Origin of the sequence: Nocardiopsis sp. NPDC050513, assembly GCF_044457925.1 — a bacterium.
Taxonomy (GTDB): Bacteria; Actinomycetota; Actinomycetes; order Streptosporangiales; family Streptosporangiaceae; genus Nocardiopsis.
Map to the genome: position 1 here is coordinate 99,238 of NZ_JBITHK010000014.1, position 21,573 is coordinate 120,810.

20 protein-coding genes are annotated in these 21,573 nt (G+C 73.3%); 4 read left to right on the forward strand and 16 right to left on the reverse strand.

The genetic code is table 11. From position 1 onward, the window contains the following. Window positions 1–157: 157 nt before the first annotated feature. Window positions 158–1,921 (reverse strand): S8 family serine peptidase, encoded by a 1,764-nt coding sequence (locus tag ACIBFB_RS22645; protein ID WP_397233245.1) that lies wholly within the window; start codon window positions 1,919–1,921, stop codon window positions 158–160. Window positions 1,922–2,041: 120 nt separating this feature from the next. Then, a complete protein-coding gene (locus tag ACIBFB_RS22650; protein ID WP_397233247.1) occupies window positions 2,042–4,915 on the reverse strand; it encodes an AAA family ATPase in 2,874 nt (957 codons plus the stop codon). A gap of 194 nt (window positions 4,916–5,109) precedes the next feature. On the opposite strand from ACIBFB_RS22650, the gene ACIBFB_RS22655 reads away from it, so the two are divergent. Further along, window positions 5,110–5,598, forward strand: a complete 489-nt coding sequence (locus ACIBFB_RS22655; protein WP_397233341.1) for a DUF1772 domain-containing protein — start codon at window positions 5,110–5,112, stop codon at window positions 5,596–5,598. Next, a complete protein-coding gene (locus ACIBFB_RS22660; RefSeq protein WP_397233249.1) occupies window positions 5,526–5,888 on the forward strand; it encodes a DUF664 domain-containing protein in 363 nt (120 codons plus the stop codon). Before ACIBFB_RS22655 ends, ACIBFB_RS22660 begins: the two co-directional genes overlap by 73 nt. Before the next feature lie 149 nt (window positions 5,889–6,037). On the opposite strand, the gene ACIBFB_RS22665 is transcribed toward ACIBFB_RS22660, so the two are convergent. The 7 genes from ACIBFB_RS22665 to ACIBFB_RS22695 all read right to left on the reverse strand — a co-directional run bounded on the left by ACIBFB_RS22665 (window position 6,038) and on the right by ACIBFB_RS22695 (window position 13,640). Continuing rightward, window positions 6,038–7,498 carry an FAD-dependent oxidoreductase gene (locus ACIBFB_RS22665; RefSeq protein ID WP_397233251.1) on the reverse strand — a complete coding sequence of 487 codons (1,461 nt, stop codon included), beginning with the start codon at window positions 7,496–7,498 and terminating at the stop codon, window positions 6,038–6,040. Window positions 7,499–7,577: 79 nt separating this feature from the next. Further along, window positions 7,578–9,671, reverse strand: coding sequence for a molybdopterin oxidoreductase family protein (locus tag ACIBFB_RS22670; protein ID WP_397233253.1), 2,094 nt, complete (start codon window positions 9,669–9,671; stop codon window positions 7,578–7,580). Further along, a complete protein-coding gene (locus ACIBFB_RS22675; RefSeq protein ID WP_397233255.1) occupies window positions 9,668–11,071 on the reverse strand; it encodes an MFS transporter in 1,404 nt (467 codons plus the stop codon). The genes ACIBFB_RS22670 and ACIBFB_RS22675 overlap by 4 nt, the downstream gene beginning before the upstream one ends. A gap of 195 nt (window positions 11,072–11,266) precedes the next feature. Beyond that, the gene (locus ACIBFB_RS22680; RefSeq protein WP_397233257.1) at window positions 11,267–11,443 is read right to left on the reverse strand and encodes a hypothetical protein; all 177 of its coding nucleotides are present in this window, start codon (window positions 11,441–11,443) and stop codon (window positions 11,267–11,269) included. 144 nt (window positions 11,444–11,587) lie between these two features. Further along, on the reverse strand, window positions 11,588–12,070 hold the full coding sequence (locus ACIBFB_RS22685; protein WP_397233259.1) for a DUF6653 family protein: 483 nt from the start codon (window positions 12,068–12,070) through the stop codon (window positions 11,588–11,590). A gap of 105 nt (window positions 12,071–12,175) precedes the next feature. Continuing rightward, complete coding sequence (locus tag ACIBFB_RS22690) at window positions 12,176–12,736, reverse strand: hypothetical protein (RefSeq protein ID WP_397233261.1); 561 nt, start codon at window positions 12,734–12,736, stop codon at window positions 12,176–12,178. 64 nt (window positions 12,737–12,800) lie between these two features. Further along, window positions 12,801–13,640, reverse strand: a complete 840-nt coding sequence (locus ACIBFB_RS22695; protein WP_397233263.1) for a helix-turn-helix transcriptional regulator — start codon at window positions 13,638–13,640, stop codon at window positions 12,801–12,803. An 86-nt stretch (window positions 13,641–13,726) separates the two neighbouring features. On the opposite strand from ACIBFB_RS22695, the gene ACIBFB_RS22700 reads away from it, so the two are divergent. After that, a complete protein-coding gene (locus ACIBFB_RS22700; protein WP_397233265.1) occupies window positions 13,727–14,521 on the forward strand; it encodes an SDR family NAD(P)-dependent oxidoreductase in 795 nt (264 codons plus the stop codon). Between the two features lie 147 nt (window positions 14,522–14,668). On the opposite strand, the gene ACIBFB_RS22705 is transcribed toward ACIBFB_RS22700, so the two are convergent. The 4 genes from ACIBFB_RS22705 to ACIBFB_RS22720 all read right to left on the reverse strand — a co-directional run bounded on the left by ACIBFB_RS22705 (window position 14,669) and on the right by ACIBFB_RS22720 (window position 17,801). Then, the gene (locus ACIBFB_RS22705; protein ID WP_397233267.1) at window positions 14,669–15,295 is read right to left on the reverse strand and encodes a maleylpyruvate isomerase N-terminal domain-containing protein; all 627 of its coding nucleotides are present in this window, start codon (window positions 15,293–15,295) and stop codon (window positions 14,669–14,671) included. 116 nt (window positions 15,296–15,411) lie between these two features. Continuing rightward, window positions 15,412–16,011: a Uma2 family endonuclease gene (locus ACIBFB_RS22710; protein ID WP_397233269.1), complete on the reverse strand. Its 600-nt coding sequence runs from the start codon at window positions 16,009–16,011 to the stop codon at window positions 15,412–15,414. 193 nt (window positions 16,012–16,204) lie between these two features. Continuing rightward, window positions 16,205–16,681, reverse strand: coding sequence for a peroxiredoxin (locus ACIBFB_RS22715; protein WP_397233271.1), 477 nt, complete (start codon window positions 16,679–16,681; stop codon window positions 16,205–16,207). A gap of 358 nt (window positions 16,682–17,039) precedes the next feature. Then, window positions 17,040–17,801 (reverse strand): MerR family transcriptional regulator, encoded by a 762-nt coding sequence (locus ACIBFB_RS22720; RefSeq protein ID WP_397233273.1) that lies wholly within the window; start codon window positions 17,799–17,801, stop codon window positions 17,040–17,042. Between the two features lie 137 nt (window positions 17,802–17,938). Here ACIBFB_RS22720 and ACIBFB_RS22725 point away from each other — a divergent pair, with 137 nt between their 5' ends. Continuing rightward, a complete protein-coding gene (locus ACIBFB_RS22725) occupies window positions 17,939–18,748 on the forward strand; it encodes a thioesterase family protein (protein WP_397233275.1) in 810 nt (269 codons plus the stop codon). 149 nt (window positions 18,749–18,897) lie between these two features. Here ACIBFB_RS22725 and ACIBFB_RS22730 read toward each other — a convergent pair whose 3' ends face one another. From ACIBFB_RS22730 to ACIBFB_RS22740, 3 genes are read right to left on the reverse strand one after another with little or no spacing between them, the layout of a single operon-like run. Beyond that, complete coding sequence (locus ACIBFB_RS22730; protein ID WP_397233277.1) at window positions 18,898–19,779, reverse strand: metal ABC transporter permease; 882 nt, start codon at window positions 19,777–19,779, stop codon at window positions 18,898–18,900. After that, window positions 19,770–20,513 carry a metal ABC transporter ATP-binding protein gene (locus ACIBFB_RS22735; protein WP_397233279.1) on the reverse strand — a complete coding sequence of 248 codons (744 nt, stop codon included), beginning with the start codon at window positions 20,511–20,513 and terminating at the stop codon, window positions 19,770–19,772. Before ACIBFB_RS22735 ends, ACIBFB_RS22730 begins: the two co-directional genes overlap by 10 nt. A 9-nt stretch (window positions 20,514–20,522) precedes the next feature. Further along, window positions 20,523–21,467 (reverse strand): metal ABC transporter substrate-binding protein, encoded by a 945-nt coding sequence (locus ACIBFB_RS22740; protein WP_397233281.1) that lies wholly within the window; start codon window positions 21,465–21,467, stop codon window positions 20,523–20,525. Between the last annotated feature and the right edge of the window lie 106 nt (window positions 21,468–21,573).

Genomic DNA, 21,573 nt, shown 5'->3' on the forward strand with positions numbered 1-21,573 from the left:
GTGGCGGTGACTCCCTACACGGGTGGGCGCGGGCGGGACCGCGAACGCTGGGTGTGCGGGAAGTCTGGCACGCGCGTTGGGGCGCGGTGCGAGGGGGCGGGCGTGGCGGCGGCCCCCTCCCCCGCTGGGGGAAGGGGCCGCGCGAGGGGGGTGGGAGTTAGGACAGGGTGACCCTCTTGGTGAGCGAGCCGGTGGCGCCGGTCTCGTCGGTCACGGTCAGGGTGATGGTGTAGGTGCCCGGACCCGGGTAGAAGTGCCAGGTGGTGCGGCCGGTTCCGGTGGTGCCGTCGCCGAAGTCCCAGCTGTAGGAGACGATCGGCGCGTCGCCGGCGCTGGACCCGGAGGCGTCCAGGCTGCAGTAGTAGAACCACGAGTAGCAGTAGCCGCTGAAGTCGGCGCTCGGCGCGGTGTGGTCGGGGACGCCCACCGTGACGTCGACGGAGTCGGAGTTGGTGGCGCCGGTGTCGTCGGTGACGGTCAGCGTGACGGTGTAGGTGTCCTCGCTGGCGTAGGTGTGGGTGGTGGTGGCGCCGCTGTCGGTGGCGCCGTCGCCGAACTCCCAGGCGTAGTCGGTGATCTCGCCGGCGGACCCGGATCCATCGAAGGAGCAGGTCAGCGTGGTGTCGTCGCAGGAGTGCGAGATGGAGGCCACGGGGCCGTCGGGCGGGGTGGTGTCACCGCCGGGGAAGATGTCGGGGTCGCCCACGTCCAGGAGCGGCTCGTGGATCCCGTCGCCGGAGGTGTCGGTCCAGTCGTGGTTGCCCGCGTCGGTCAGGGTCTGGTACATGGCCATGACGCCGGCGCGGTTGGTGGGCTTGGCGTCGCCGGTGGCCAGCAGGGCCAGGCCGCCCGCGGCGTGCGGGGAGGCCATGGAGGTGCCGCTGATGGTGTTGTAGCCGCCGCCGGGCCAGGTGGAGGTGATGCAGGAGCCGGGTGCGGCGATCTCGATGACGGAGCCGTAGTTGGAGAACGTCGACAGGGTGTCGTCGGAGTCTCCGCGGCAGCTCAGGGTTCCGCCGTTGCCTCCGGGCTGGCCGTCGGAGTCGGCCATGGAGGAGACGGTGAGCACGTCGGGGTGGTTGGCGGGGAAGAAGTTGGCCCCGTCGACTCCGTCGTTGCCCGCGGCGACCGCCCAGGCCACGCCGGCGTCGACGGCGTTGGTGATGGCCTGGCTCAGGGCCTGGTCGGTGCAGCCGTTGCAGCCCAGGCTCATGTTGGCCACGCCGATCTGGTCGGCGTTGGCGGTGACGTAGTCCACGCCGGCGGTGATGCCGGACAGGGTGCCGCTGCCGCCGGAGGTCAGGACCTGCACGTTCCAGATGTCGGCGCCCGGGGCCATGCCGACGACGCCCTCGCCGTTGTCGATGGCCGCGGCGCTGCCGGCGACGTGCGTGCCGTGGCCGTTGCCGTCGGTGGCGGTGTTGGACACACAGGTGCCGCTGGTGCAGTTCACGGAGTCGACGACGTTGAGGTCGGGGTGGGACCCGTCGACGCCGGTGTCCAGGACGGCGATGGCCACGTCGGGGACGTAGTCGGGCTGGCCGTTGATGTCCAGGTTGGGGTTGTCGGGGGCGAAGGTGCGGGAGATGCCGGTGGGGGTCTCCTGGTCGAACGCCTCCAGGACCTGGTCCTCCTGGACGTAGGCGACGTCGGGGTCGGAGAGCAGGTCGGCGGCGTCGGCGGCGGTCATGTCCGCGGCGTAGCCGGTCAGGGCGTGCTCGTAGACGCCGTTGGGGTCGTCACCGTTGCGCTGGGCGACCTCGTCGGGGTCGGCGCCGTCGTCGAGGACGACGATGTAGGTGCGTTCGGTGGTGTCGGATGTGTCCAGGAAGGCGGGGATCTCCGGTTCGGCGGCGGCAGGTGAGGCTGCCAGGAACGGCAGCGTCACGGCGGCCGCGATCACGGCGCCGATCTTGCGCATGTGGGGGAACCCTTCGATGGAGGGATGCGTGGGTCGGGTGGCCACCCACGTGTCATGGTCCGTGGCGGGGCGTGGCCGAACAATACGTATCTACTACGTAGTTAAGAAGTGATCGGGGGACTACGTAGCGGAGGGAGGCGCGGGGTCCGACAGGTCGCGCCGCGAGCGCAGACCGAGTTTGGCCAGCGCGTTGGCCACGTGGGTCTCCACCGTGCGCGGGGACAGGTGCAGCAGCGCCGCGATCTCCCGGTTGGTGCGCCCCTGGGCGGCCAGGGTCGCGATCTCGCTCTCGCGCGGTGACAGGCGCTGGTCCCTGCGACCGCGCCCGGTGCCCGGAGCGGCGACCACCCCCTGGGCGCGCAGGGCGCGGCGCACCCGCGCGGAGTCCCAGGCGGCGCCCAGTTCGGCGTACTCGGACAGGGCGGCGCGCAGGCCCGCCACGCCGGCCGACGCGGCGCCCTGGCGGTCGGGGCGGGCCAGGTGGGTGCTGGCGGCCGCCTCGCGGGCCTGGGCGGCGTCGTAGGGGCGCGACATCGCGCGGTAGGAGGTCTCGGCCTCGGCGTACAGGTGCAGGGCCCGGTCGAGGTGGCCGCGGTGGCGGGCGATGGCGGCCTCGAACCGGGTCAGGGCGGCCTCAGCCGCGGGGGCGTGGGCGTCGCGCAACCCCGCGCGGAAGCGGGCGCGCAGGTCCTGGGCCACGGCGCGCCGTCCGCTGGCCAGCAGCGCCTCCATGCCGGGGACCAGGTCGGCGGCCCACACCCAGATCCCCTTGCTGGCCACCAGGGACACCAGCCCCTCGACCTGCTCCCAGGCGGCCGCGTGGTCGCCCTGGGCGGTGGCCAGGCGCGCCAGGAGCCCGGCGGCCAGCGCGCGCACGGGCACGGTGTGGTCGGGGGTGGGACGCGGCGCGGTCTCGGGGTCGGGCTGGACGCGTGCCAGCAGGGTCTGGGCGGTGGCCGGGTCGCCCTGGGCCAGGGCCAGGCCCGCGCGCACGACGGTGAGTTCGGCGGTGACCCCGTGCAGGTGGGCCAGGCGCGGGGAGCGCAGGTTGCGCTCGGTCTCCTCGGCCAGCCCCGGCCACTTGCCGCGCACCCAGTCCAGCACCAGGCGCAGCGTGTGGGCGCTCTCCTGCACGTAGGGGGCGTCGGCTGCGACCGACCAGTGCGTGGCGTGGTCCAGGTGGTCGTCGGCGCGGTCGTAGTGGCCGAGCATGACGGCGGCGTCGGCCAGGTTGAGGGAGGCGCGGGCGAACTCGCGGCGACGGGCCAGCGTGTCGGGGGTGGGGTGGGCGTGGGCGGGGCCGGGGTCGGGCAGGGCGATCCGCCAGGCGCCGGGGTCGCCGATCTGGGCGAGCAGGGTGGCGTGGTTGACCGCGACGATCTGGCCGACGGCGGGGTCGCGGCTGCGGTCGGCGGCGGCCACGGCCTGTTCCATCCACCGGCGGTGGGTGTCCACGGAGTCGGAGGTGTCCCGGGGCACGGCCAGCGCGCACATGGCGCGGGCGGCCAGGTCGGGGCGGGTGGACAGTTCGGCGGTGGCGCGCACGAGTTCTCCGCGGGCGGTGCGGCCCTGGGCGGCCTGGTTGAGCAGGAGCAGTCCCAGTTCCATGCGCAGTTCGCCGCGTTCGGCGGGGCTCAGCCCGGGAGTGGTGAGCACGTCGCGCAGCAGGTCGACGGTGTGTTCGGCGCTGATGCCGGTGAGGGCGGCGCGGCCGAGTTTGAGGGCGAGTTCGCAGCGGCGGCGCGCGGGCAGGCTCTGGCGGGTCAGGGCGTCGCGGAGCAGGGTGACGGCGGTGGTGTCCTCGCCGTGGTCCAGGGCGAGGTCGGCGGCGCGTTCGGCGTGGTCGGTCCAGGCGTCCAGGAGTCCGGCCTCGCGGGAGTGGCGGGCCAGGCGGGCGTGGTCGGGGTCGGCGGCCTCGGCCAGGACGGTCAAGGCGGCGCGGTGCAGGCGGCGGCGCTTGTCGCGGGCCAGGGCGGTGTAGCAGACCTGGCGCAGGAGCGGGGTGGCGATGGTCAGGGTGGCGGGGTCGGTGGTGTGCAGCAGGCCGCGGCGGCAGGCGCGGGCCAGGGCCTTCTCGGCGCGGGACGGGGTCAGGTCGGCGACGTGGGCCAGGTGGTCCTCGTGGGAGGGCGTGTCCAGGACGGCGGCGGCGCGCAGCAGGCGGCGGGTGTCGCGGTCGACGGTGCGCAGGTGGTGCAGCCACCAGTCGCGCAGGGGCGTGGGGACGGGGGGTGCGGCGGGGACGGCGGGTTCGGTGGGCGGGCGGGCGGCCAGGTGGCGCAGGGTCTCGACGGCGGCCAGGGGCTGGCCGCCGGTCCAGGCGTGCAGGCGGTGGGCGTCCTCGGGGGTGACCGGGGCGGGGTCCAGCAGGTCCTGGGCGAGGGCGAGCAGGTCGTCGGGGGTGAGGGGGTCGAGGGTGATTTCGTGGTGTGTGGTGCTGGAGGGGGCGTGCGCGGCCAGTGCGGCCACGGGGAAGGAGCGGGGCAGCTCCTCGGGCCGGTAGGTCAGGACGAGGGAGAGGGCGGCGGGCAGGCGGGGGGTGAGGTAGTGCAGCAGGTCGCGGGTGGAGGGGTCGATCCACTGCACGTCCTCCAGGACCAGGACGGTCGGCCCCAGGGCGTCCAGGAGTTCGGTCAGGGCACGGTAGGTGCGGTGGCGGTCGTCGGCGAGCGCCGTGGCGGGAGGCAGGGGTCCGGGCAGGCGGTCGCCGTGTTCGGGGATGAGCGGACGCAGGGCTCCGCACAACGGGCTGAGCCCGCCGGGGATGGGGGCGTCGCGGAGGGCTTCGATGACGGGGGCGAGCGGGAACGGTTCGGCCCGGGGCGGGCAGTGGCCGGTCAGGACGGTGGTGTCGGTCGCCTCGTGGAGTTCGTGGACCAGACGGGACTTTCCCGATCCGGCGGCCCCGGCCACGAGGACGAGGTGTCCGGGGTCTGCCGCCGTGCGCATCTGCCGTCGTTCCCGGGCGCGTCCGACGAGCTGGGGGGAGCACACCTACCGAACGGTATAGCGACACGCCGCCGAGGAAAAGGGGGTGCCGTCATACGGATCCGGCGCGAAGGGGGGTGGGAGTGGACAGTCTGCCTACCCCTGGAGTGCGTCGACCTGGGGCGGGAGGGGTGTGGCGGGGCCGGGTCGGTAGTCTGCGCGCGGAACTGTGGATGGTCGGCGGGATGGTGGGGTGAGTGGTGGTGCAGGCGGTGCTCGCGGTTGTGCCGGTGGTGTCGGTGGTGTTGACCGGTCTGTTCGCCGGTCTGTTCTTCGCGTTCTCGGTGGCGGTGATGCCGGGGCTGCGGCGGGTGGGCGACCGGGTGATGATCGCGACGATGCAGGGTGTCAACGTGGCGATCCTCAATCCGTTGTTCGCCCTGGTGTTCCTGGGGGCTCCAGTGGCGGCGCTGGGCACGGTGGTGCTGTTCGCCGTCGGCGGGGCGTGGGCGGCGGCGGGGTGGGCGGCGGCGGGCGCGGCGGCCCTGGTGGCGGTCCTGGTGGTGACGTTCGCGGCCAACATCCCGCGCAACAACGCGCTGGAGGAGGCGGGCGCGGCCGAGGACATCGCCGATCCGGCGGCGGTGCGGGGCGCGTTCGAGACGGCGTGGGTGCCGTGGAACCACGTGCGCACCTGGTTGTCGGCGGTGGCGTTGGTGAGCGGGGCGGTGGCGGTGGCGGTGGGGTAGGGGGTGCGCCTCCGCTGTTCTGCACCCCCGAGGAGCCCGACGCCGAGTTCGACGGGGCGGTCGCCGATCCGAAGACGGTGGAGGAGGCCTGGCGGCGCTGGCGTGAGGAGGTGGCCTTCGCCGACGACTTCGTGGCCCGCACGGCGTCGCTGGGCGCGACCTTCGAGATCGACCGGCACGGGCGGATGTCGCTGCGCGAGGTGCTGGTGCACATGGTGGAGGAGTACGCGCGCCACAACGGGCACGCCGACCTGTTGCGCGAGCGCATCGACGGCAGGGTCGGCCAGTAGCGGCGGCGGGGGTCCGCCCGGCGCCGGGCGGTGACGCGGAGCCGTCGGTCCTGCCCCGTCGGCCGCGTGCGCGCACCCGGGGAGCGCCGAGGCGATGGGGCGGTGGGTGCGCCCGCGGCCATGGCCTCGCGGCGGGCGCACCCACCGGGTCAGCCGACGCTGGCGGGGTCGGTGTCGTTGAGGCCGGACAGCAGGGCGTTGACGTCGCGCACGCACCCGCCGCACCCGGTGGTGGCGCGGGTGGCGTCGGCGATGGCCTCACGGGTGCGGGCCCCGTCCAGCCACGCCTGTTCGATGGTCTCGCGGGAGACGGCGTTGCACCGGCACACCAGCGCCTGCTGGCCGCCGCCGTCGGCGGCCGACTCGGGCGCGGCCGTGGGAAGGCCCTGGACCAGGGCGAGGCGGTCGGCGGGCACGGGAGCGCCGCTGTCGAACAGCTGGGACACGGTCGCCGCGGCCTCGGGGAAGCCCAGCAGGACGGCGCCCACCACGCGCTCGGCGCTGACCACGAGCTTGGCGTAGCGGCCGCCGTGCGGGTCGCTGACGGTCACCGTCTCCAGGCCCTCGGTCTCCTCGTCGTCGTGGACGCGGCCGAAGGCGGTCAGTTCGATGCCCTCGGCCTTGAGGCGGGTCAGCGGGCTCGAACCGGTGTAGGCGGCGTGCGGTGCTGCCCCGGTGAGCCGCTGGGCGAGCACGGCCGCCTGCTCCCAGCCGGGTTGGACCAGTCCGGCCCCGCCGCCGGGGTGCTGGGCGCAGTCGCCGATGGCGTGCACGCGCGCGTCGGAGGTGGTGAGGGTGTCGTCGACGATGACGCCGTGCTCGACCTCGATCCCCGCGTCCTTGGCCAGTTCGATGTTGCCGCGTACCCCGGCGGTGACGACGAGCGCGTCGCCGGGCAGGACGCGGCCGTCGTCCAGTTCCAGGCCGGTGCCGGGCACCCAGCGGGAGGCCACCCGCCAGGAGTGCACGGTGACGCCGAGGGCGGCGTACTGGGCGGCGAGGATGCGGGCGGCGGGCTTGTCGATCTGGCGGCGCATGATCCAGGGCGAGGACTCCACGACCGACACGCGCATGCCGCGGCCGACCAGGCCGCGGGCCGCCTCCAGGCCCAGCACGCCGCCGCCCAGGACGACGACGGGCGCGCCGGGGCGGGCCAGGGACAGCACGCGTCGGCAGTCGGCCAGGTCGCGCAGGGCGGTGACGCCCTCGCCGGGGCCGCCGTCGGGGGCGGCCACGCCGGTGATGGGCGGGAAGGCGGCGCGGGCGCCGGTGGCCAGGACGAGTTCGTCGTAGTCCAGGTGGGTGCCGTCGTCGAGGGTGAGGCGGCGGCGCTCGGTGTCCAGGGCGGTGGCGGCCACGCCGGTGCGGACGGTGACGCCGGGGGTGTCGGGGACGGGCAGGCGGATCTGGTCGGGGGTGTAGGAGCCGGCGACCACGCCGGAGAGCAGGACCCGGTTGTAGGCGGCCTGGTCCTCCTCGCCGACGACGGTGACGTGGACGCGTTCGCCGGCCGGGTCCAGGCGGGCGACCTCCTCGGCGAAGCGGGCGCCGACCATCCCGTTGCCGACGACCACGATCTGACGCGGGGAGAGTCCCTGCGTGGTGCTCATCTGCGGCCTCCTGGTGGTGGTGAGGTGTCCCGGGCGGCGCTGGCCGGGGTGGGCGGGTGGTGGATCACGGGAGGGGGTGTCACGGGGCGGGTTCGGGTTCCAGGCGGACCGCGCTGACCTTGAACTCGGGCATGCGGCTGGTGGGGTCCAGGGCGGGGTTGGTGAGGTTGTTGGCGGCCTGGTCTCCGGCGAAGTGAAAGGGCACGAAGACGGTGTCCAGGCGGGCGGTGGGGGTGAGGCGGACCCGGGCGCGGGTGTGGCCGCGGCGGGAGGTCAGGCGGGCCCAGTCGCCGTGGGCGAGTCCGGCGCGGGCGGCGGTGTCGGGGTGGACCTCGACGTAGGCCTCGGGTTCGGCGTCGGTGAGTTCGGGGACGCGGCGGGTCTGGGCGCCGGACTGGTAGTGGCCCATGAGCCGTCCGGTGGTGGCGATGAGCGGGTAGTCCTCGTCGGTGGTCTCGGCGGGCGGGCGGTGCGCGACGGGGATGAGGCGGGCGCGGCCGTCGGGGTGGGCGAAGCGGTCCAGGAACAGGCGGGGCGTGGGTTCCGCGTCGGCGCGCACGGGCCAGTACAGGGCCTCGCCGTCGGCTAGGCGCTCAGGGGTGGCGCCGGAGTAGTCGGAGGGCGCCCCGGCTGTGGCGCGGCCGAGTTCGGCCAGGACGGTGTCGGGGTCGGTGGGGAAGCGTGCGGCGGGCTGGCCCAGGCGGACCGCCAGGTCGGCCAGGACCTGCAGGTCGGTGCGGACGCCCTGGGGCGGTTCGGTGGCCTTGGCGCGGCGCAGGATGCGGCCTTCGAGGTTGGTCATGGTGCCCGACTCCTCGGCCCACTGGGCGACGGGCAGGACCACGTCGGCCATGGCGGCGGTGTCGGACAGGACGAAGTCGGCGGCCACGAGCAGGTCGAGGGAGGCCAGGCGGTCGCGGACGCGGTCGGCGTCGGGGGCGGACACCACCGGGTTGGAGCCGAACAGGAGCATGGCGCGGGGGCCGCCGTCGGCGCCCAGGGCGTCGAGGAGTTCGAAGGCGCTGCGGCCGGGGCCGGGCAGGGTGCGGGGGTCCACGCCCCACACGGAGGCGACGTGCTCGCGGGCCGCCGGGTCGTCGATGCGGCGGTAGCCGGGGAGCTGGTCGGCCTTCTGGCCGTGTTCGCGGCCGCCCTGGCCGTTGCCCTGGCCGGTGATGCAGCCGTATCCGGAGCCGCGGCGGCCGGGTAGGCCCAGGGCGAGGGCGAGGTTGATCCAGGCCGAGACGGTGTCGGTGCCCTTGGCGTGCTGTTCGGTGCCGCGGCCGGTGAGGATGTAGGCGGAGCGGTCGCGGGCGGCCTGGCCGAGCAGGTCGGCGGCGTGGCGCAGGTGGGCGGCGGGGACGCCGGTGACCTGTTCGGTGCGTTCGGGCCACCATGCGGCGGCGTGCCGCCAGGCGTCGTCGAAGCCGTGGGTGCGGGCGTCGAGGTAGTCGGCGTCGGTCCAGCCCTGGACGTGGACGGCGTGCAGCAGGCCCAGTGCCAGGGCCAGGTCGGTGCCGGGGCGGGGGGCCAGGTGCACTCCCCCGTTGTCGAGGGCGGCGCGGGCGGTGCCCGACTGGCGTGGGTCGATGACGATGAGGGTCGGCGCGGACAGGTGTCCCATCATCGGTGGCATGGTCTCGGCGGGGTTGGCGCCCGCCAGGAGGACGACCTGGGCGTCGGCCACGTCGGTGAGGGGGAAGGGCATGCCCCGGTCCAGTCCGAAGGCCTTGTTGCCTCCGGCCGCGGCCGAGGACATGCAGAACCGGCCGTTGTAGTCGATCTGTGAGGTGCCCAGCGCCAGTCGGGCGAACTTGCCCAGGGTGTAGGACTTCTCGTTGGTCAGGCCACCGCTGCCGAACACCGCGACCGCGTCGGGTCCGGACTCGGCGCGCAGCGCGCTCAGGCGTGCGGCGACGAAGTCCAGGGCCGTGTCCCAGTCCACCTCGGTGAGGTCGGAGTCCCGGTCCTTGCGCATGAGGGGCCGGGTGAGGCGGTCGGGGACGGTGAGGACCTCGGTGGAGGTCCAGCCCTTGCGGCACAGCCCGCCCCGGTTGGTGGGGAAGGCCGCCGGGCGGGCGGTCAGGCGTCCGTCCGGTCCGGTGTCCAGGTGCATGGCGCACTGGAGCGCGCAGTACGGGCAGTGGGTCGTGGTGCTCGGGCCTGGGGTCATCGTGCGACGGTCTCCGTGGTGCCGGTGGCCGGGGTCGTGGTGCCGGGGTTGGCGGTGGTGGTCGGGGTGCGCATGTAGACGGCGTAGGTGACGGCGGCGCACACAGCGTAGAAGACCAGGAAGGCGACGAGTCCGGGGGCGGCCGACTCGGTGGCGCGGAAGGACTCGCGGAAGACGAGGTTGATGGCGACGCCGCCGAAGGCTCCCATGGCGCCGATGAGGCCGAGCATGGAGCTGGCGATGCGCTTGTTGAAGGAGTGGGCTTCTTCGGCCGGAGTGCCCGCGGAGATGGCGCTCTGGGCCTTGGCGGCGTAGAGGGACGGGATCATCTTGTAGACGGAGCCGTTGCCGATGCCGGTGAGGACGAAGACGACCGCGAAGACGGAGATGAACAGGGCCAGGTTGTCGATCTGGATGGAGGCGACGGCCAGGCTGGTGGCGATCACCATCGCGATGAAGTTCCAGAAGGTGACGCGGGCGCCGCCGAGGCGGTCGGCCATCTTGCCGCCGACGGGGCGGATGAGGGAGCCGATGGCGGGGCCGAGGAAGGTGACCGAGGCCGCCTGGAGGGGTTCGAGGCCGAACTGGTTCTGGAGCAGCAGGCCGAAGGCGAACCCGAAGCCGATGAAGGAGCCGAACGTGCCGATGTAGAGGAAGGACATGATCCAGAAGTGCCGGTCGCGGGTGGCGGCGATCTGGGCGGACACGTCGGTGCGGGCGCTGGTGAGGTTGTTCATGCTCCGGAAGGCGATCCAGATGGCCAGGAGGATGAACGGGGCGTAGAACAGCGGGACGAGGTGTCCGGCGCTCGCGGTGAACAGGGCGATCACGCCCAGGCCGACGAGCTGGACGGTGGCGACCCCGATGTTGCCGCCGCCGGCGTTCAGGCCCAGCGCCCACCCCTTCTCCTTCTCGGGGAAGTAGAAGTTGATGTTGGCCATCGAGGAGGAGAAGTTGCCTCCGCCGACGCCCGCGGTGGCGCCCAGGACCAGGAACAGCCAGTAGGGCGTGTCGGGGTTCTGGATGAGGTAGAACGCCAGGACCGTGGGGATGATCAGCAGGGACGCGGAGATGATCGTCCAGTTGCGACCGCCGAAGATCGGCACGGCCAGGGTGTAGGGCACGCGCAGGATCGCGCCGACCAGGGCGACGAGGGAGACGAGCAGGAACTTCTGCTCGGGCGCCCAGTCGAACCCGGTCGCGGGGGTCATGAACAGGGCGAGCACGGACCAGATGCTCCAGACGGAGAACCCGATGTGCTCGGACAGGATCGACGCCCACAGGTTGCGCTTGGCGATGGGCCGCCCGGTCTCCTGCCAGAAGGCGGGGTCCTCGGGTTCCCAGTGGGTGATCCAGGACCGTCCGGTCCGCTGGCTGTGTGAGCTGGTCTCGGGGGCCACGACCAGGCCTTCCTACTCGACGGTGATGACAAAACCGAAGGTAGGAAGTGTGCATTGCCTGGACGTGTCGCGTCGTAACACTCGGGAAACAGTGGGCTCACCCCAGGCCCGTGACCTCGGTGAGAACCGCGTGTTAGCAGGTGGTTCGGGGTGCGGGGGGTGCGGATGTGGTGTGTGACACTTTCCGCGGTGGTGTCAGTCCTGGGGGCGTGACCTGCGGGTCTGGAAGGTGGTGAGCCCCAGGCCGAACGCCAGGCCGATCGCGATGCCCGCGGCCAGGTTGTCCATGGCCGCGCCGAAGGCGACGCCCATGCAGAGCCCGACCGGCAGCCACATGCCGACGTTGGACTTCGTCGTGCGGTGCTTCTTCATGGGGTTCCCTTCGTGTGGCGTGGTCATGGATGGGACGTGTCGGGCGTGTGTCCGGTTCCCGGGCGGCTGGCCGTCGTCGCGGCCGGTGCGGTCGGGGTGCGCCGCGGCGGGCCGCGGGGATCCGTCAGCGGCGGGGGTGGGTTCTCAGGCGTCGGAGCGCTCGCGCTGGTGCTGTTCGAACAGCAGGCCGTAGCGGTCGATCCGCCACAGTTGGGCCAGGACGAGGGTAACGGTTCCCAGGGCGACCGGCCACGCGTCCAGGACGGACAGGCCCCAGGCGATCAGGGCGAAGCCGATCAGGCCGGCGGCTACGAGCAGGCGCAGGACCCTGCCGTGTTCGGAGGGAACGCTCCCCGAGACGTGGAGCCGTTCGCCGTAGACGCCCTTGGCCGCCCAGCCGGTCGGTTCGACGGGGCGGAAGACCCGGACGTTGAGCAGCAGCCAGACGATGACGGCGGCCACGCCCGCCAGGCACCACCACCCGATCCACGCGCGGCTCCACACCGCCAGCTCCAGGGCGGGCACGGCGGCGAACCGCGTCCAGACGCTCCACGGGTTGGCGTGGCGCTTCCAGGCTTCGTCGGACATGCAGTGCACGGCCTCGATGACGTTCCTGCGGGTGTTCACGGAGTCTCCCTTCGAGCAGTGAAACCATAAGAACATATTGGGTATTTGTTTTCAAGCATCCCGGATCGGCCTCCCCCGACCGGGGGCCGTCCCGTTCGCGCGCTCCTAGGAGCGCCGTTCGGCCAGCGCCGCCAGCTCGGCGAGGGAGCCCACGCCTGCGCATTCGGCCTCGGTGAGCCGGTTGATCAGGTGGCGGGTGCGCTGGGCCTGGGGGGTGGAGGGCAGCTCTCCCGCGTACAGGTGGGGCAGACAGAGCTGGTAGCCGCACACCGCCCGGAAGGTGTGGCGGTGCGGCGCACGGCTGACCGACCAGGCCACGCGCACCGCGTGCTCGTTGCCCGGCGGGACGCCCGGACGGTCCGGCTCCTGGGCGGCGTAGCGGTGGCCGTCGGCCAGGTCGCAGGGGCCGCAGCCGCGCCCGCCCGATCCCAGGGGATGGGCGCATTCCGGGCAGGGCTGCCGGTCGAGGGCGGCGTCGACCACCCGCCACGGGAACCGGTGCGGCTCCTCGGCCACCATCCGGGCCAGATCCCGTTCCTCGGGCGTGCCCGGCAGGACCTCCCACTCCTGGCACAGCCCCGACCACTCCGCCTCGACCTCGCCCGTGATCGACGCCATGGTGCGGGCGAGCTCCGGGCTGCGCCACCGGCGCTCGTGCGTGTCCATGCCCGGCACGGTAGCCGTCGGCCGGGAAGCGGGCCAGGGGTTTGCCGCGAGGCCGTGCCGGGACTCAGCCGGGCACGTCCATGCGCTGGGTGCCGATCACCGACAGCAGCCGCAGCGCCTCCTCCGCCGCGGAGCCGGGCTCGGCTGTGTAGATCACCACGCGCTGGTCCCGGTCGGCGATGTCGAGGACGTCGCAGTTGAGGCTGATGGGGCCGGTCAGCGGGTGGTGGACGGTCTTGCGCGGGGCGGGCTCGGTGTGGATGTCGTGGGCGGCCCAGAGCCGGGCGAACGCCGCGCTTCCGGAGAGAAGGTCGCCCACCAGCGCGGCGACTTCGGGATCGTCGGGGTAGCGGGCGGCGGTGGCCCGCAGGTGCCGGGCCGCGATGCCGGCGAACACCTGGGCGTCGGACACGTCGTACGGCGGGTGCTCCGCGAGGAAGGCGCGGCGCAGGAGGTTGCGCTCGTTCCGGGACAGTGCGGAGAAGTCCTCCAGCAGGGCGGCCGCCAGGTCGTTCCAGGCGATCACCTCGTAGGTCGCCGACAGCACGATCGCCGCGGCGTGCGGCAGCCTCCGCAGGAGGTCGAGGATGCTCTGCCGCACCTCGCGCGAGGGTCCGGCCGGTGGTCCGGGAGGGGTGCCGGCGAGGTGGTGCAGGTGGTCGCGCTCCGCGTCCGACAGGCGCAGGGCCCGGGCCAGACCGGCGAGGACCTCGCGCGACGGGCGCGGGCCGCGGGCCTGCTCCAGCCGCGTGTAGTACTCGGTCGACATGAACGCCAGCTGCGCCACCTCCTCACGGCGCAGCCCCGGGGTGCGGCGGCGCGGCCCGGCGGGCAGCCCCACGTCGGCGGGGCTGATCCGTTCGCGTCTGCCGCGCAGGAAGCCGGCCAGCTCTCGTCGGTCCACGTCTTCAGTGTGCGCTGTCCCGCCGAGCCGATCCAGGTACCGCTGGTGCCTGGATCGGTGGTGCGGCCGGACGCAGGCTCGGTGCCATGAACAACGCACTGACGACAGACACCGCGGCCACGGGCCTGCTGGTCGGCAAGGTCGCCCTCATCACCGGTGCCGGCCGGGGCATCGGAGCCGCCGCGGCGCGGCTGTTCGCCCGGGAGGGCGCCCGAGTGCTGCTCGCGGCGCGCACGGAGGCACAGCTGAAGGCGGTGACCGACGAGGTCCGGGCGGCGGGCGGCACCGCGGACTACGCGGTGTGCGATCTGGCCGACACGGTCAGTGTCCGCGCCGCCGTCGACCGCGCCGTGCACCTTTACGGGCGGCTCGACGCCGCGTTCAACAACGGAGCGACCAGTCTGCCGCCGGGTCCGATGGAGCAGGTGACCGAGGCGGACTTCGACCACCTGTACGCCGTGAACCTCAAGGGCTCCTGGGCGGCCATGGTCGCCCAGGTCGCCGCCATCCGGGAGACCGCCGGCAGGGGCGCCGTCGTCAACAACTCGTCCGTGGGGAGTCTGCGGGGGAACCCCGCACTGCCCGCCTACGGCGCGATGAAGCGGGCGCTGAACAGTCTCACCGAGTCGGCGGCGGCCACCTACGGCCCGGCGGGCATCCGCGTCAACGCCATCGCTCCCGGCACCACGCTGACCGAGATGGTGCACGCCTGGAACGAGAGGTCGCCTGGCATCGTCGACCGGCTCAACGCGCACACGCCGTTGCGGCGCGCGGCCGACCCGGCCGAGATCGCCCAGGCCGCCGCCTGGCTGCTCAGCGACCGGGCCTCCTACGTGACGGGGGCGGTCCTGCCCGTCGACGGCGGCATGCAGGTGGTCTGAGCCGGGAACGCCCGGCCCCCGGACGCTCCTGGCGGAGCGGGACCGGCCATGGGGGCCGTGACCGCCGCGCTGGGCGCGGTGGGCAGGCCGGTCGCCTCCCGCGCGACCCGCCGGGGCGACGGGAACGGGAGGGTCCGCTGGGCCGGGTCACGCGCTCGCGCCGCCGAACACGCTGAACCCGACGGGCAGCGGGGCGCGTCCGGTGAGGGCGAGCAGCACCTCGCCCAGGCGGTCCGAGGCCAGATCCCCGGCCAGGTGCAGCGCCGACCGCGCGGCCGGGGCGGGCGGTACGGGCCGCTCGCCCAACGCGGCCGCCAGGTCGCAGGTGTGCACGACGAGTTCGAAGGTGCGGGTGGGCAGGTACTCCGCGAGCGCCGTCACCCCGAACGGCGTCGCGACCAGCGCGTCGTCGGGCGCCTCGTCGATCCGGCCGAGCACGTCGGCCACCAGGTCCGCCACGGCCCCGGCCGGGTCGGCGCCGAGTTCGGCCCCGGCGGCCCGGCCGCGTTCGGCGATCGCCGCGGGATCGGCCGTCGACGCGGTCCGGAAGTAGTCGGCGGCCGAGGCGACCTCCGCCGTCCCGGTGGCGCCGAGGTAGGAGGCGACGGTCGACACAGCCCGGCTCGTGTGTCCGACCAGGTCGCGGACCGACCACTCACCCAGTCCCGGGGCGTCGAGGCGGTCGGCGGCGCGCACGGTGACGGACAGGTACCACCGCGCGGCCGCGGCGTAGTTCGCGCGCCACTCGGCGCTGGTTTCCTTGAGCGAGTTCATCGGGTGCACCACCGGCGGAGAGGGGAGGGCCGCCGAACCCGGGGACGGCGCGGTCGGCGGCCGGGACCGGAACATCGTGGCGCACGGGCCCACGGGGCCGTCGACCGGGGGCGGTGTCAGCGGGCGAACCGCTTGAGCGCGTCGGTGTCCAGGGTGATCCCGAGCCCGGGGATCTGGACCACCTCGCCGTAGGGGTGCGTGCTGCGGTCCAGGTACTGGCCGCGGTGAGGGCGGCTGTGCACCACGACGGCGTTGGCGTCGCGGTCGATCAGCAGGTAGACGCCGATGCCGGTCGCGGCGTAGGCGGCGGGCTTCTCGACGCGGTCGCGGGCGTGGGTGTCGGCGTCCCAGGAGGTGACCTCGACGACGGCGAGGACCCCGTCGGGGTCGGGGTAGTCGCCTTGGCCGGTGAGGTGGTCGACAGGAACGAGGACACCGTCGGGAAGGGCGCGGCCATTGCGGTAGGTGCCGATCTTCAGCCCCTGCCCGATGGGCATGTCCAGGTCGGGGCGGTGCGCGATGAACTGGCGGAACATCCATGACAGGATCGCGGCGTGGTCGCTGTCGGTCACGGGTTCGACCCAGACCTTCCCGTTGATGTATTCGAGTTTGGCGTTCTCCTCCCTGCCCGCGAGGTGGGCGATCTCCTCGAACAGTTCGGGACTGATCGGAAGCAACGGGGCTTCGGGCGGTGGGTGGTGTTCGGCAACGGTCATGGGCTCCCCCGGAGGGTGTCGCTGCTGATGTCCTGGACAGCCTGCCACGCCCCGACGACGTTCCGTGGGCGTTCGACGGTGCTCTTCCGGGGTGGAGTCGGGCATGGGCGGGTTCCTCGGCTGTCTGGGCGGCTCTGACCCAAGGGTAGGTCCGACCCCTGTCCTGGGCCGGGACCCGCCCGGCGGGACAAGGTCAGTCGGACTTCCCGTCCTGGAGGCTTCGGACGACCTCCAGCGCCTCCTCGACGTGCTTGTCGATGACCGTCATCGAGTTGAAGACGTGGCGGACCGTGCCCCGGCGGTCGATCACGTAGGTGACCCGGCCGGGGAGCAGACCGAGAACGCTCGGCACGCCGTAGCTCTTGCGGACCTTGCCGCCTTCGTCGCTGACCAGGGTGAACGGCAGCCGGTGCCGTTCGGCGAAGGCCGCGTGCCGGTCCGCGGAGTCGGAACTGACCCCGATCACCTCGGCGCCGGCGTCGGTGAAGACCTCGTGGCTGTCGCGGAAGGCGCACGCCTCGGCGGTGCACCCGGGGGTGTCGTCCTTGGGATAGAAGTACAGCACCACCGTCCGCTCGCCGAGACGGTCGTAGAGCCGCACCGGATCACCGGACTGCGACGGGAGGGTGAAGTCGGGCGCCGTGTCGCCGACCTGGATGCCTCGGGCCATGGTGTGCGCTTCCTTCGCGTGGATCGCCGGGACGGGAGGCCGTGGGCGTCACGGGCTCCCGTCCCAGCATCGCACCGGCCCGTGCGCGCCGACGCGCCGCGGTCCGGTTCGCGGCGACGGCCGCTGTGGGCGACGCCGTCCCCGGCGGCGACGTGCGCCGGGTGACCGGCCGCGCTCCCAAGCCCTTCTCCGTCTACGCCGCCCCAGGCCGCGCCGTGCGGGCGCGATCCGGCGCCCACGGAGCCGTGATCGGGTGGGGCGGACCCGCCGGAGGGACCCGCGCCCGTCCCCGGCGGAGGAGGCGCGGGGCGTCACGCGGCCGGTCGGGCTCCCGCGGAGCGGTGCCCCGCGGGAGCGGTCAGCCCTCCAACCGGTCGGCGTTGGCGGCGAAGGCGTCGCGCAGGTAGCCCGACAGGCCCTCGCGGTGGGCGTCGACGGTGGCGGTGAAGCGCGCGTCGTCCACGTACAGCTGGCCCAGGCCCCGGTGGACCTGGGGTGTGCAGTCGTAGAACCACCGGGTGATGTGGGCGCGGTGGCGCTCGGCCAGGTCCATGGCGGTGGGACTGTCCGCCGGGACGCCGTCGGCCATGGCCTGGGCCAGGTCGCGGTGGATCGGCGCCGCCTCGGCGTTGAGGCGGTCCCAGTCCTGTTTGGTGTAGCGGTTGACCCTGCGCTGGGACTGGGTCCAGGCGTCGGTGTGCCCCCAACGGCGTTCGGCTTCGGCGGCGTGGGCGTCCACGTCGAAGTCGCCGAAGAGTTCGAGCCGTTCCTCGGGGGTGAGGTTGAGTCCCACGGTGTCTGCCTCCATCAGGATCTCGAGTGCGTGCGCCACGGCGCGCAGGCGGTCGATGCGTTCGGTCACCAGGCGGTGTTGACGGGCCAGGTGGGCGCGGGTGTCGATCTCGGGGTCGTCGAGCAGGGCCGCGATCTCGTCGAGGCCGAAGCCCAGTTCCCTGTAGGTGAGGATCTGCCGGAGCCGTTCGAGGTCGGCCTCGCCGTAGCTGCGGTAGCCGGAGGCGGTCCGCTCGGCCGGGACGAGCAGTCCGATCCGGTCGTAGTGGTGCAGTGTGCGGACCGTCTGGCCGCTGGTCCTGGCGACCTCGCCCACGGTGAGGCCCATCGGTCCCCCGTTCGTCGTCACTGGTGGTGCCGTGGTTCCGACGCTAGGCCCTGACGTCGCGTCAGGGTCAAGCCGGCCGCGCGGGCAGGGGTGACTCGGGTACCCCCACATAACCTACTCGCGGGTAACATAACCGCATGAGCCTTGACCAGACCTCCGTCGGCTTCGAGTACGACCGGGACACCCGGGTCGACAAGACCGCCGACGGCACGTTCACCGCCACCATCACCGACGGGTGGACCACCTTCACCACGCACCCCAACGGCGGCTACGTCCTCGGCACCGCGCTCAACGCGCTCGGCCAGACCCTCAGCCAGCCCGACCCCGTGGCCGTCTCCGCCTTCTTCCTGCGCCCCGCCGCCCCCGGCGAGGCGATCGTGCGCACCGAGACCGTGCGCGAGGGCCGCCGCACCGCGACCGGCCAGCTCGTCCTGGAACAGGGCGGCAAGGAGGTCATGCGCGCCACGGCCACCTACGGTGACCTCTCGCCCAACGGCGGACGCGAACTCCACCTGGAGGGCCCGCCCGCCCTGCCCGCCCCCGACCAGTGCCCCGTGCCCACCGAGCTCGACCGGCCCGAGGGCGTGACCATCGCCCATCGCCTGGACTACCGCTACCCGGAGCGTCCCGGGTGGCTGGACGGCCGCACCGACGGCCGCCCCCACGACGAGTTCTGGCTGCGCTTCGCCGACGGCCGCCAGCCCGACACCCACAGCCTGCCCGCGATGGTGGACTTCGCCGTGCCCGCCGTGCTGAACATCGGTGAGTTCAGCACGATCACCGTGGAGCTGACCGCGCACGTGCGTGCCCGTCCGGCCCCCGGTTGGCTCGCCTGCCGGGTGTTCACCAAGCACGTGTCGGGCGGCTACCACGAGGAGGACATGGAGATCTGGGACAGCCAGGGCACCCTGGTCGCCCAGGCCCGCCAGCTGGCGATGCTGCTGTAGGACCCGCCGGGGCCGAGGGCGGGGCGTCCGACCGGCCCGGTTCCCATCGCTGGCGCCGTGCGGTGCGTTCTCGCACCGCCGAACCGCGTCACCCGGTCCTGCCGGACGCCCCGGGTGTTCCCCGCGCATCCCCCGCGCGGGGAACACGCTCAGGCGCGGGCCCGGGCCCGCAGGGCCCGCGCCCCCCGTCCCCGCCAGAGCACGCCCTGACGGGGCGAGAACAGGTACGCGAGGACGAACGCGCCCGCCTGGGCCAGCACGATCGACCCGCCCGTGGACACGTTGACGTGGAAGCTGGCGAACACGCCCACGAACGCCGCGAGGACCGCGACCGACGCCGAGATGACGAGCATGCGCTCGAACCGGTCGGTGAGCAGGTAGGCGGTGGCGCCGGGGATGATGACCATCGCGACCACGAGGATGATCCCCACCGCCTGGAGGGCGACCACGACGGTGACCGACAGCAGCCCCAGCAGCAGCGTCTCCAGCAGGCGCGGGTTGATGCCCAGCGCGTGCGCGTGGACGGGGTCGAACGCGTACAGGGTCAGGTCCCGGTGCTTGAACCAGACCACGGCCAGCACGATCGCGGCCAGGACCACGACCTGCCAGATGTCGGCGTCGGAGACCCCGAGCACGTTGCCGAACAGGATGTGGCTCAGGTCGGTCTGGCTGGGCACGCGGGAGATGAGGACCAGCCCCAGCGCGAACATCGCGGTGAACACGACGCCGATGACCGCGTCCTCCTTGACCCGCGAGGTGCGGTTGACGATGCCGATCAGGGCGACCGAGCCTCCGCCGAACACCAGAGCGCCCACGGCGAAGGGCGCGCCGAACAGGTAGGACAGCACCACGCCCGGAAGGACCGCGTGGGAGACGGCGTCGCCCATGAGCGACCAGCCCACCAGGGTCATCCAGCAGGACAGGACCGCGCACGCCACTCCGGCCACGACGCTGACCAGCAGGGCGCGCTGGACGAACTCGAACTGCATCGGTTCGGTGAACCACTGGGTCAGGGCGGTGATCACGTCCATGCGGCGGCTCCCTCGGCGGGGCGCACCCCGAAGGCCTCCAGCAGGACGTCGGGGCGCAGGACCTCGTCGGGTGTCCCGTGGGCGAGCAGGCGGCGCTGCAGCAGCGCCGCCTCGTCGCACAGGTCGGGCACCTGGGCCAGGTCGTGGGTGGACACGAGCAGGGTGGCGCCGTCCTGGCGCAGGGAGCCCAGCAGGTCGACGAGGGTGGCCTCGGAGCGCTTGTCGACCCCGGCGAAGGGTTCGTCGAGCAGGAGCACGTCGGCGCCCTGGGCGATGGCGCGGGCGACGAACGCGCGCTTGCGCTGGCCGCCGGACAGGGCGCCGATCTGGCGGTCGGCCAGGTCGGTGAGGTCGGTGCGGTCCAGGGCGTGGTCGACGGCCTGCCGGTCGGCGGTCCGGGGCCGGCGGCGCGGCCCCATGTGCCCGTAGCGGCCCATCATCACCACGTCGCGCACGCGGACGGGGAAGGCCCAGTCGACCTGCTCGGACTGGGGGACGTAGCCGACCAGCCCCTCCCTGCGCGCGGCGGTGTGGGTGCGGCCCAGGATCCGTATCCGTCCCTGGTCGGCCGCGACCAGGCCGAGGATGGTCTTGAACAGGGTGGACTTGCCCGATCCGTTGGTGCCGAGCAGGCCGCAGACGCGGCCCGGACCCACGGTCAGGCTCACGTCCTCCAGGGCGAGGACGTCGCCGTAGCGGACGGTGGCCCCGGTGACCTCGATGGCGGGGATCATGTCGTCTCCTTAACCGGCGCTCAGGCCCTCGACGATGGCCTCGGCGTCGTAGCGGATCAGATCGAGGTAGGTGGGGACGGGCCCGCCGTCCTCGGACAGGGAGTCGACGTAGAGGACCCGGCCCATCCCGGCCCCGGTCTCGCGGGCGACGGAGCGCTGGGTGCTGTCGTTGACGGTGCTCTCGCAGAAGAGGGAGGGCACGTCGTTGTCGCGGACGAACTCGGTGACGGCGGCGGTCTGCTGGGGGGTGGCCTCGCCCTCGGAGTTGACCGACCACAGGTACATCTCGGTCAGACCGGCGTCCTGGGCCAGGTAGGGGAAGGCGCCCTCGCAGGTGACCAGGGCCCGGCTGGACTCGGGGACCCCGGCCAGCTCGGCCTCCAGGTAGGCGCCGACGTCGGCGATCTCGGCCTTGTAGGCCTCGGCGGCCGCGTCGTAGTCCGCCTCGCCCTCGGGGTCGAGTTCGACGAGGGCGTCGCGGATGTTGTCGACGTAGATCTGGGCGTTGTCGGGAGACATCCACGCGTGGGGGTTGGGCTCGCCCTCGTAGTCGCCGGAGGCGATCGGAATGGGTTCGATGCCGTCGCTGACGGTGGCGGTGGGGGCGTCGATGCGTTCGGTGAACTGCTGGAACCAGGCCTCCAGCCCCATGCCGTTCTCCAGGATGAGGTCGGCGTCCTGACCGCTGGCCAGGTCGTCGGGGGTGGGTTCGTAGACGTGGATGTCGACGCCGGGCCGGGTGATGGAGACGACCTCGACCCGGTCCGCGGCCACGTTGCGGGCCATGTCGGCGATGACCGTGAACGTCGTCAGGACCAGGGGGCGCCCGTCGTCGGCGGTGTCCTCGGCGGACGTGGCGCCGGCGGAGCAGGCGGTCAGGGCGAGACCGGTCGTGGCCGCGGCGAGCGCGATCGGCCATGACCTTGAGGGGGACTCATCTCTAAAGTTCGGCACGCCTAACTTTCTATCACAACGCGACCAAACTCAGCCATGGGGGTCATGTCGGGCGGACGGGGGCGGGGACGCTGGGACCCGGCCCGTACACGGTCCCGCCTGCCGC

What these genes read in the sequence shown, in the direction of transcription:
- ACIBFB_RS22645 (WP_397233245.1), bottom strand. Translation starts at nt 1,921, where the DNA reads ATGCGCAAGATCGGCGCCGTGATCGCGGCCGCCGTGACGCTGCCGTTC.
- ACIBFB_RS22665 (WP_397233251.1), bottom strand. Translation starts at nt 7,498, where the DNA reads ATGAGCACCACGCAGGGACTCTCCCCGCGTCAGATCGTGGTCGTCGGC.
- ACIBFB_RS22670 (WP_397233253.1), bottom strand. Translation starts at nt 9,671, where the DNA reads ATGACCCCAGGCCCGAGCACCACGACCCACTGCCCGTACTGCGCGCTC.
- ACIBFB_RS22680 (WP_397233257.1), bottom strand. Translation starts at nt 11,443, where the DNA reads ATGAAGAAGCACCGCACGACGAAGTCCAACGTCGGCATGTGGCTGCCG.
- ACIBFB_RS22690 (WP_397233261.1), bottom strand. Translation starts at nt 12,736, where the DNA reads ATGGACACGCACGAGCGCCGGTGGCGCAGCCCGGAGCTCGCCCGCACC.
- ACIBFB_RS22700 (WP_397233265.1), top strand. Translation starts at nt 13,727, where the DNA reads ATGAACAACGCACTGACGACAGACACCGCGGCCACGGGCCTGCTGGTC.
- ACIBFB_RS22705 (WP_397233267.1), bottom strand. Translation starts at nt 15,295, where the DNA reads ATGAACTCGCTCAAGGAAACCAGCGCCGAGTGGCGCGCGAACTACGCC.
- ACIBFB_RS22710 (WP_397233269.1), bottom strand. Translation starts at nt 16,011, where the DNA reads ATGACCGTTGCCGAACACCACCCACCGCCCGAAGCCCCGTTGCTTCCG.
- ACIBFB_RS22715 (WP_397233271.1), bottom strand. Translation starts at nt 16,681, where the DNA reads ATGGCCCGAGGCATCCAGGTCGGCGACACGGCGCCCGACTTCACCCTC.
- ACIBFB_RS22720 (WP_397233273.1), bottom strand. Translation starts at nt 17,801, where the DNA reads ATGGGCCTCACCGTGGGCGAGGTCGCCAGGACCAGCGGCCAGACGGTC.
- ACIBFB_RS22725 (WP_397233275.1), top strand. Translation starts at nt 17,939, where the DNA reads ATGAGCCTTGACCAGACCTCCGTCGGCTTCGAGTACGACCGGGACACC.
- ACIBFB_RS22730 (WP_397233277.1), bottom strand. Translation starts at nt 19,779, where the DNA reads ATGGACGTGATCACCGCCCTGACCCAGTGGTTCACCGAACCGATGCAG.
- ACIBFB_RS22735 (WP_397233279.1), bottom strand. Translation starts at nt 20,513, where the DNA reads ATGATCCCCGCCATCGAGGTCACCGGGGCCACCGTCCGCTACGGCGAC.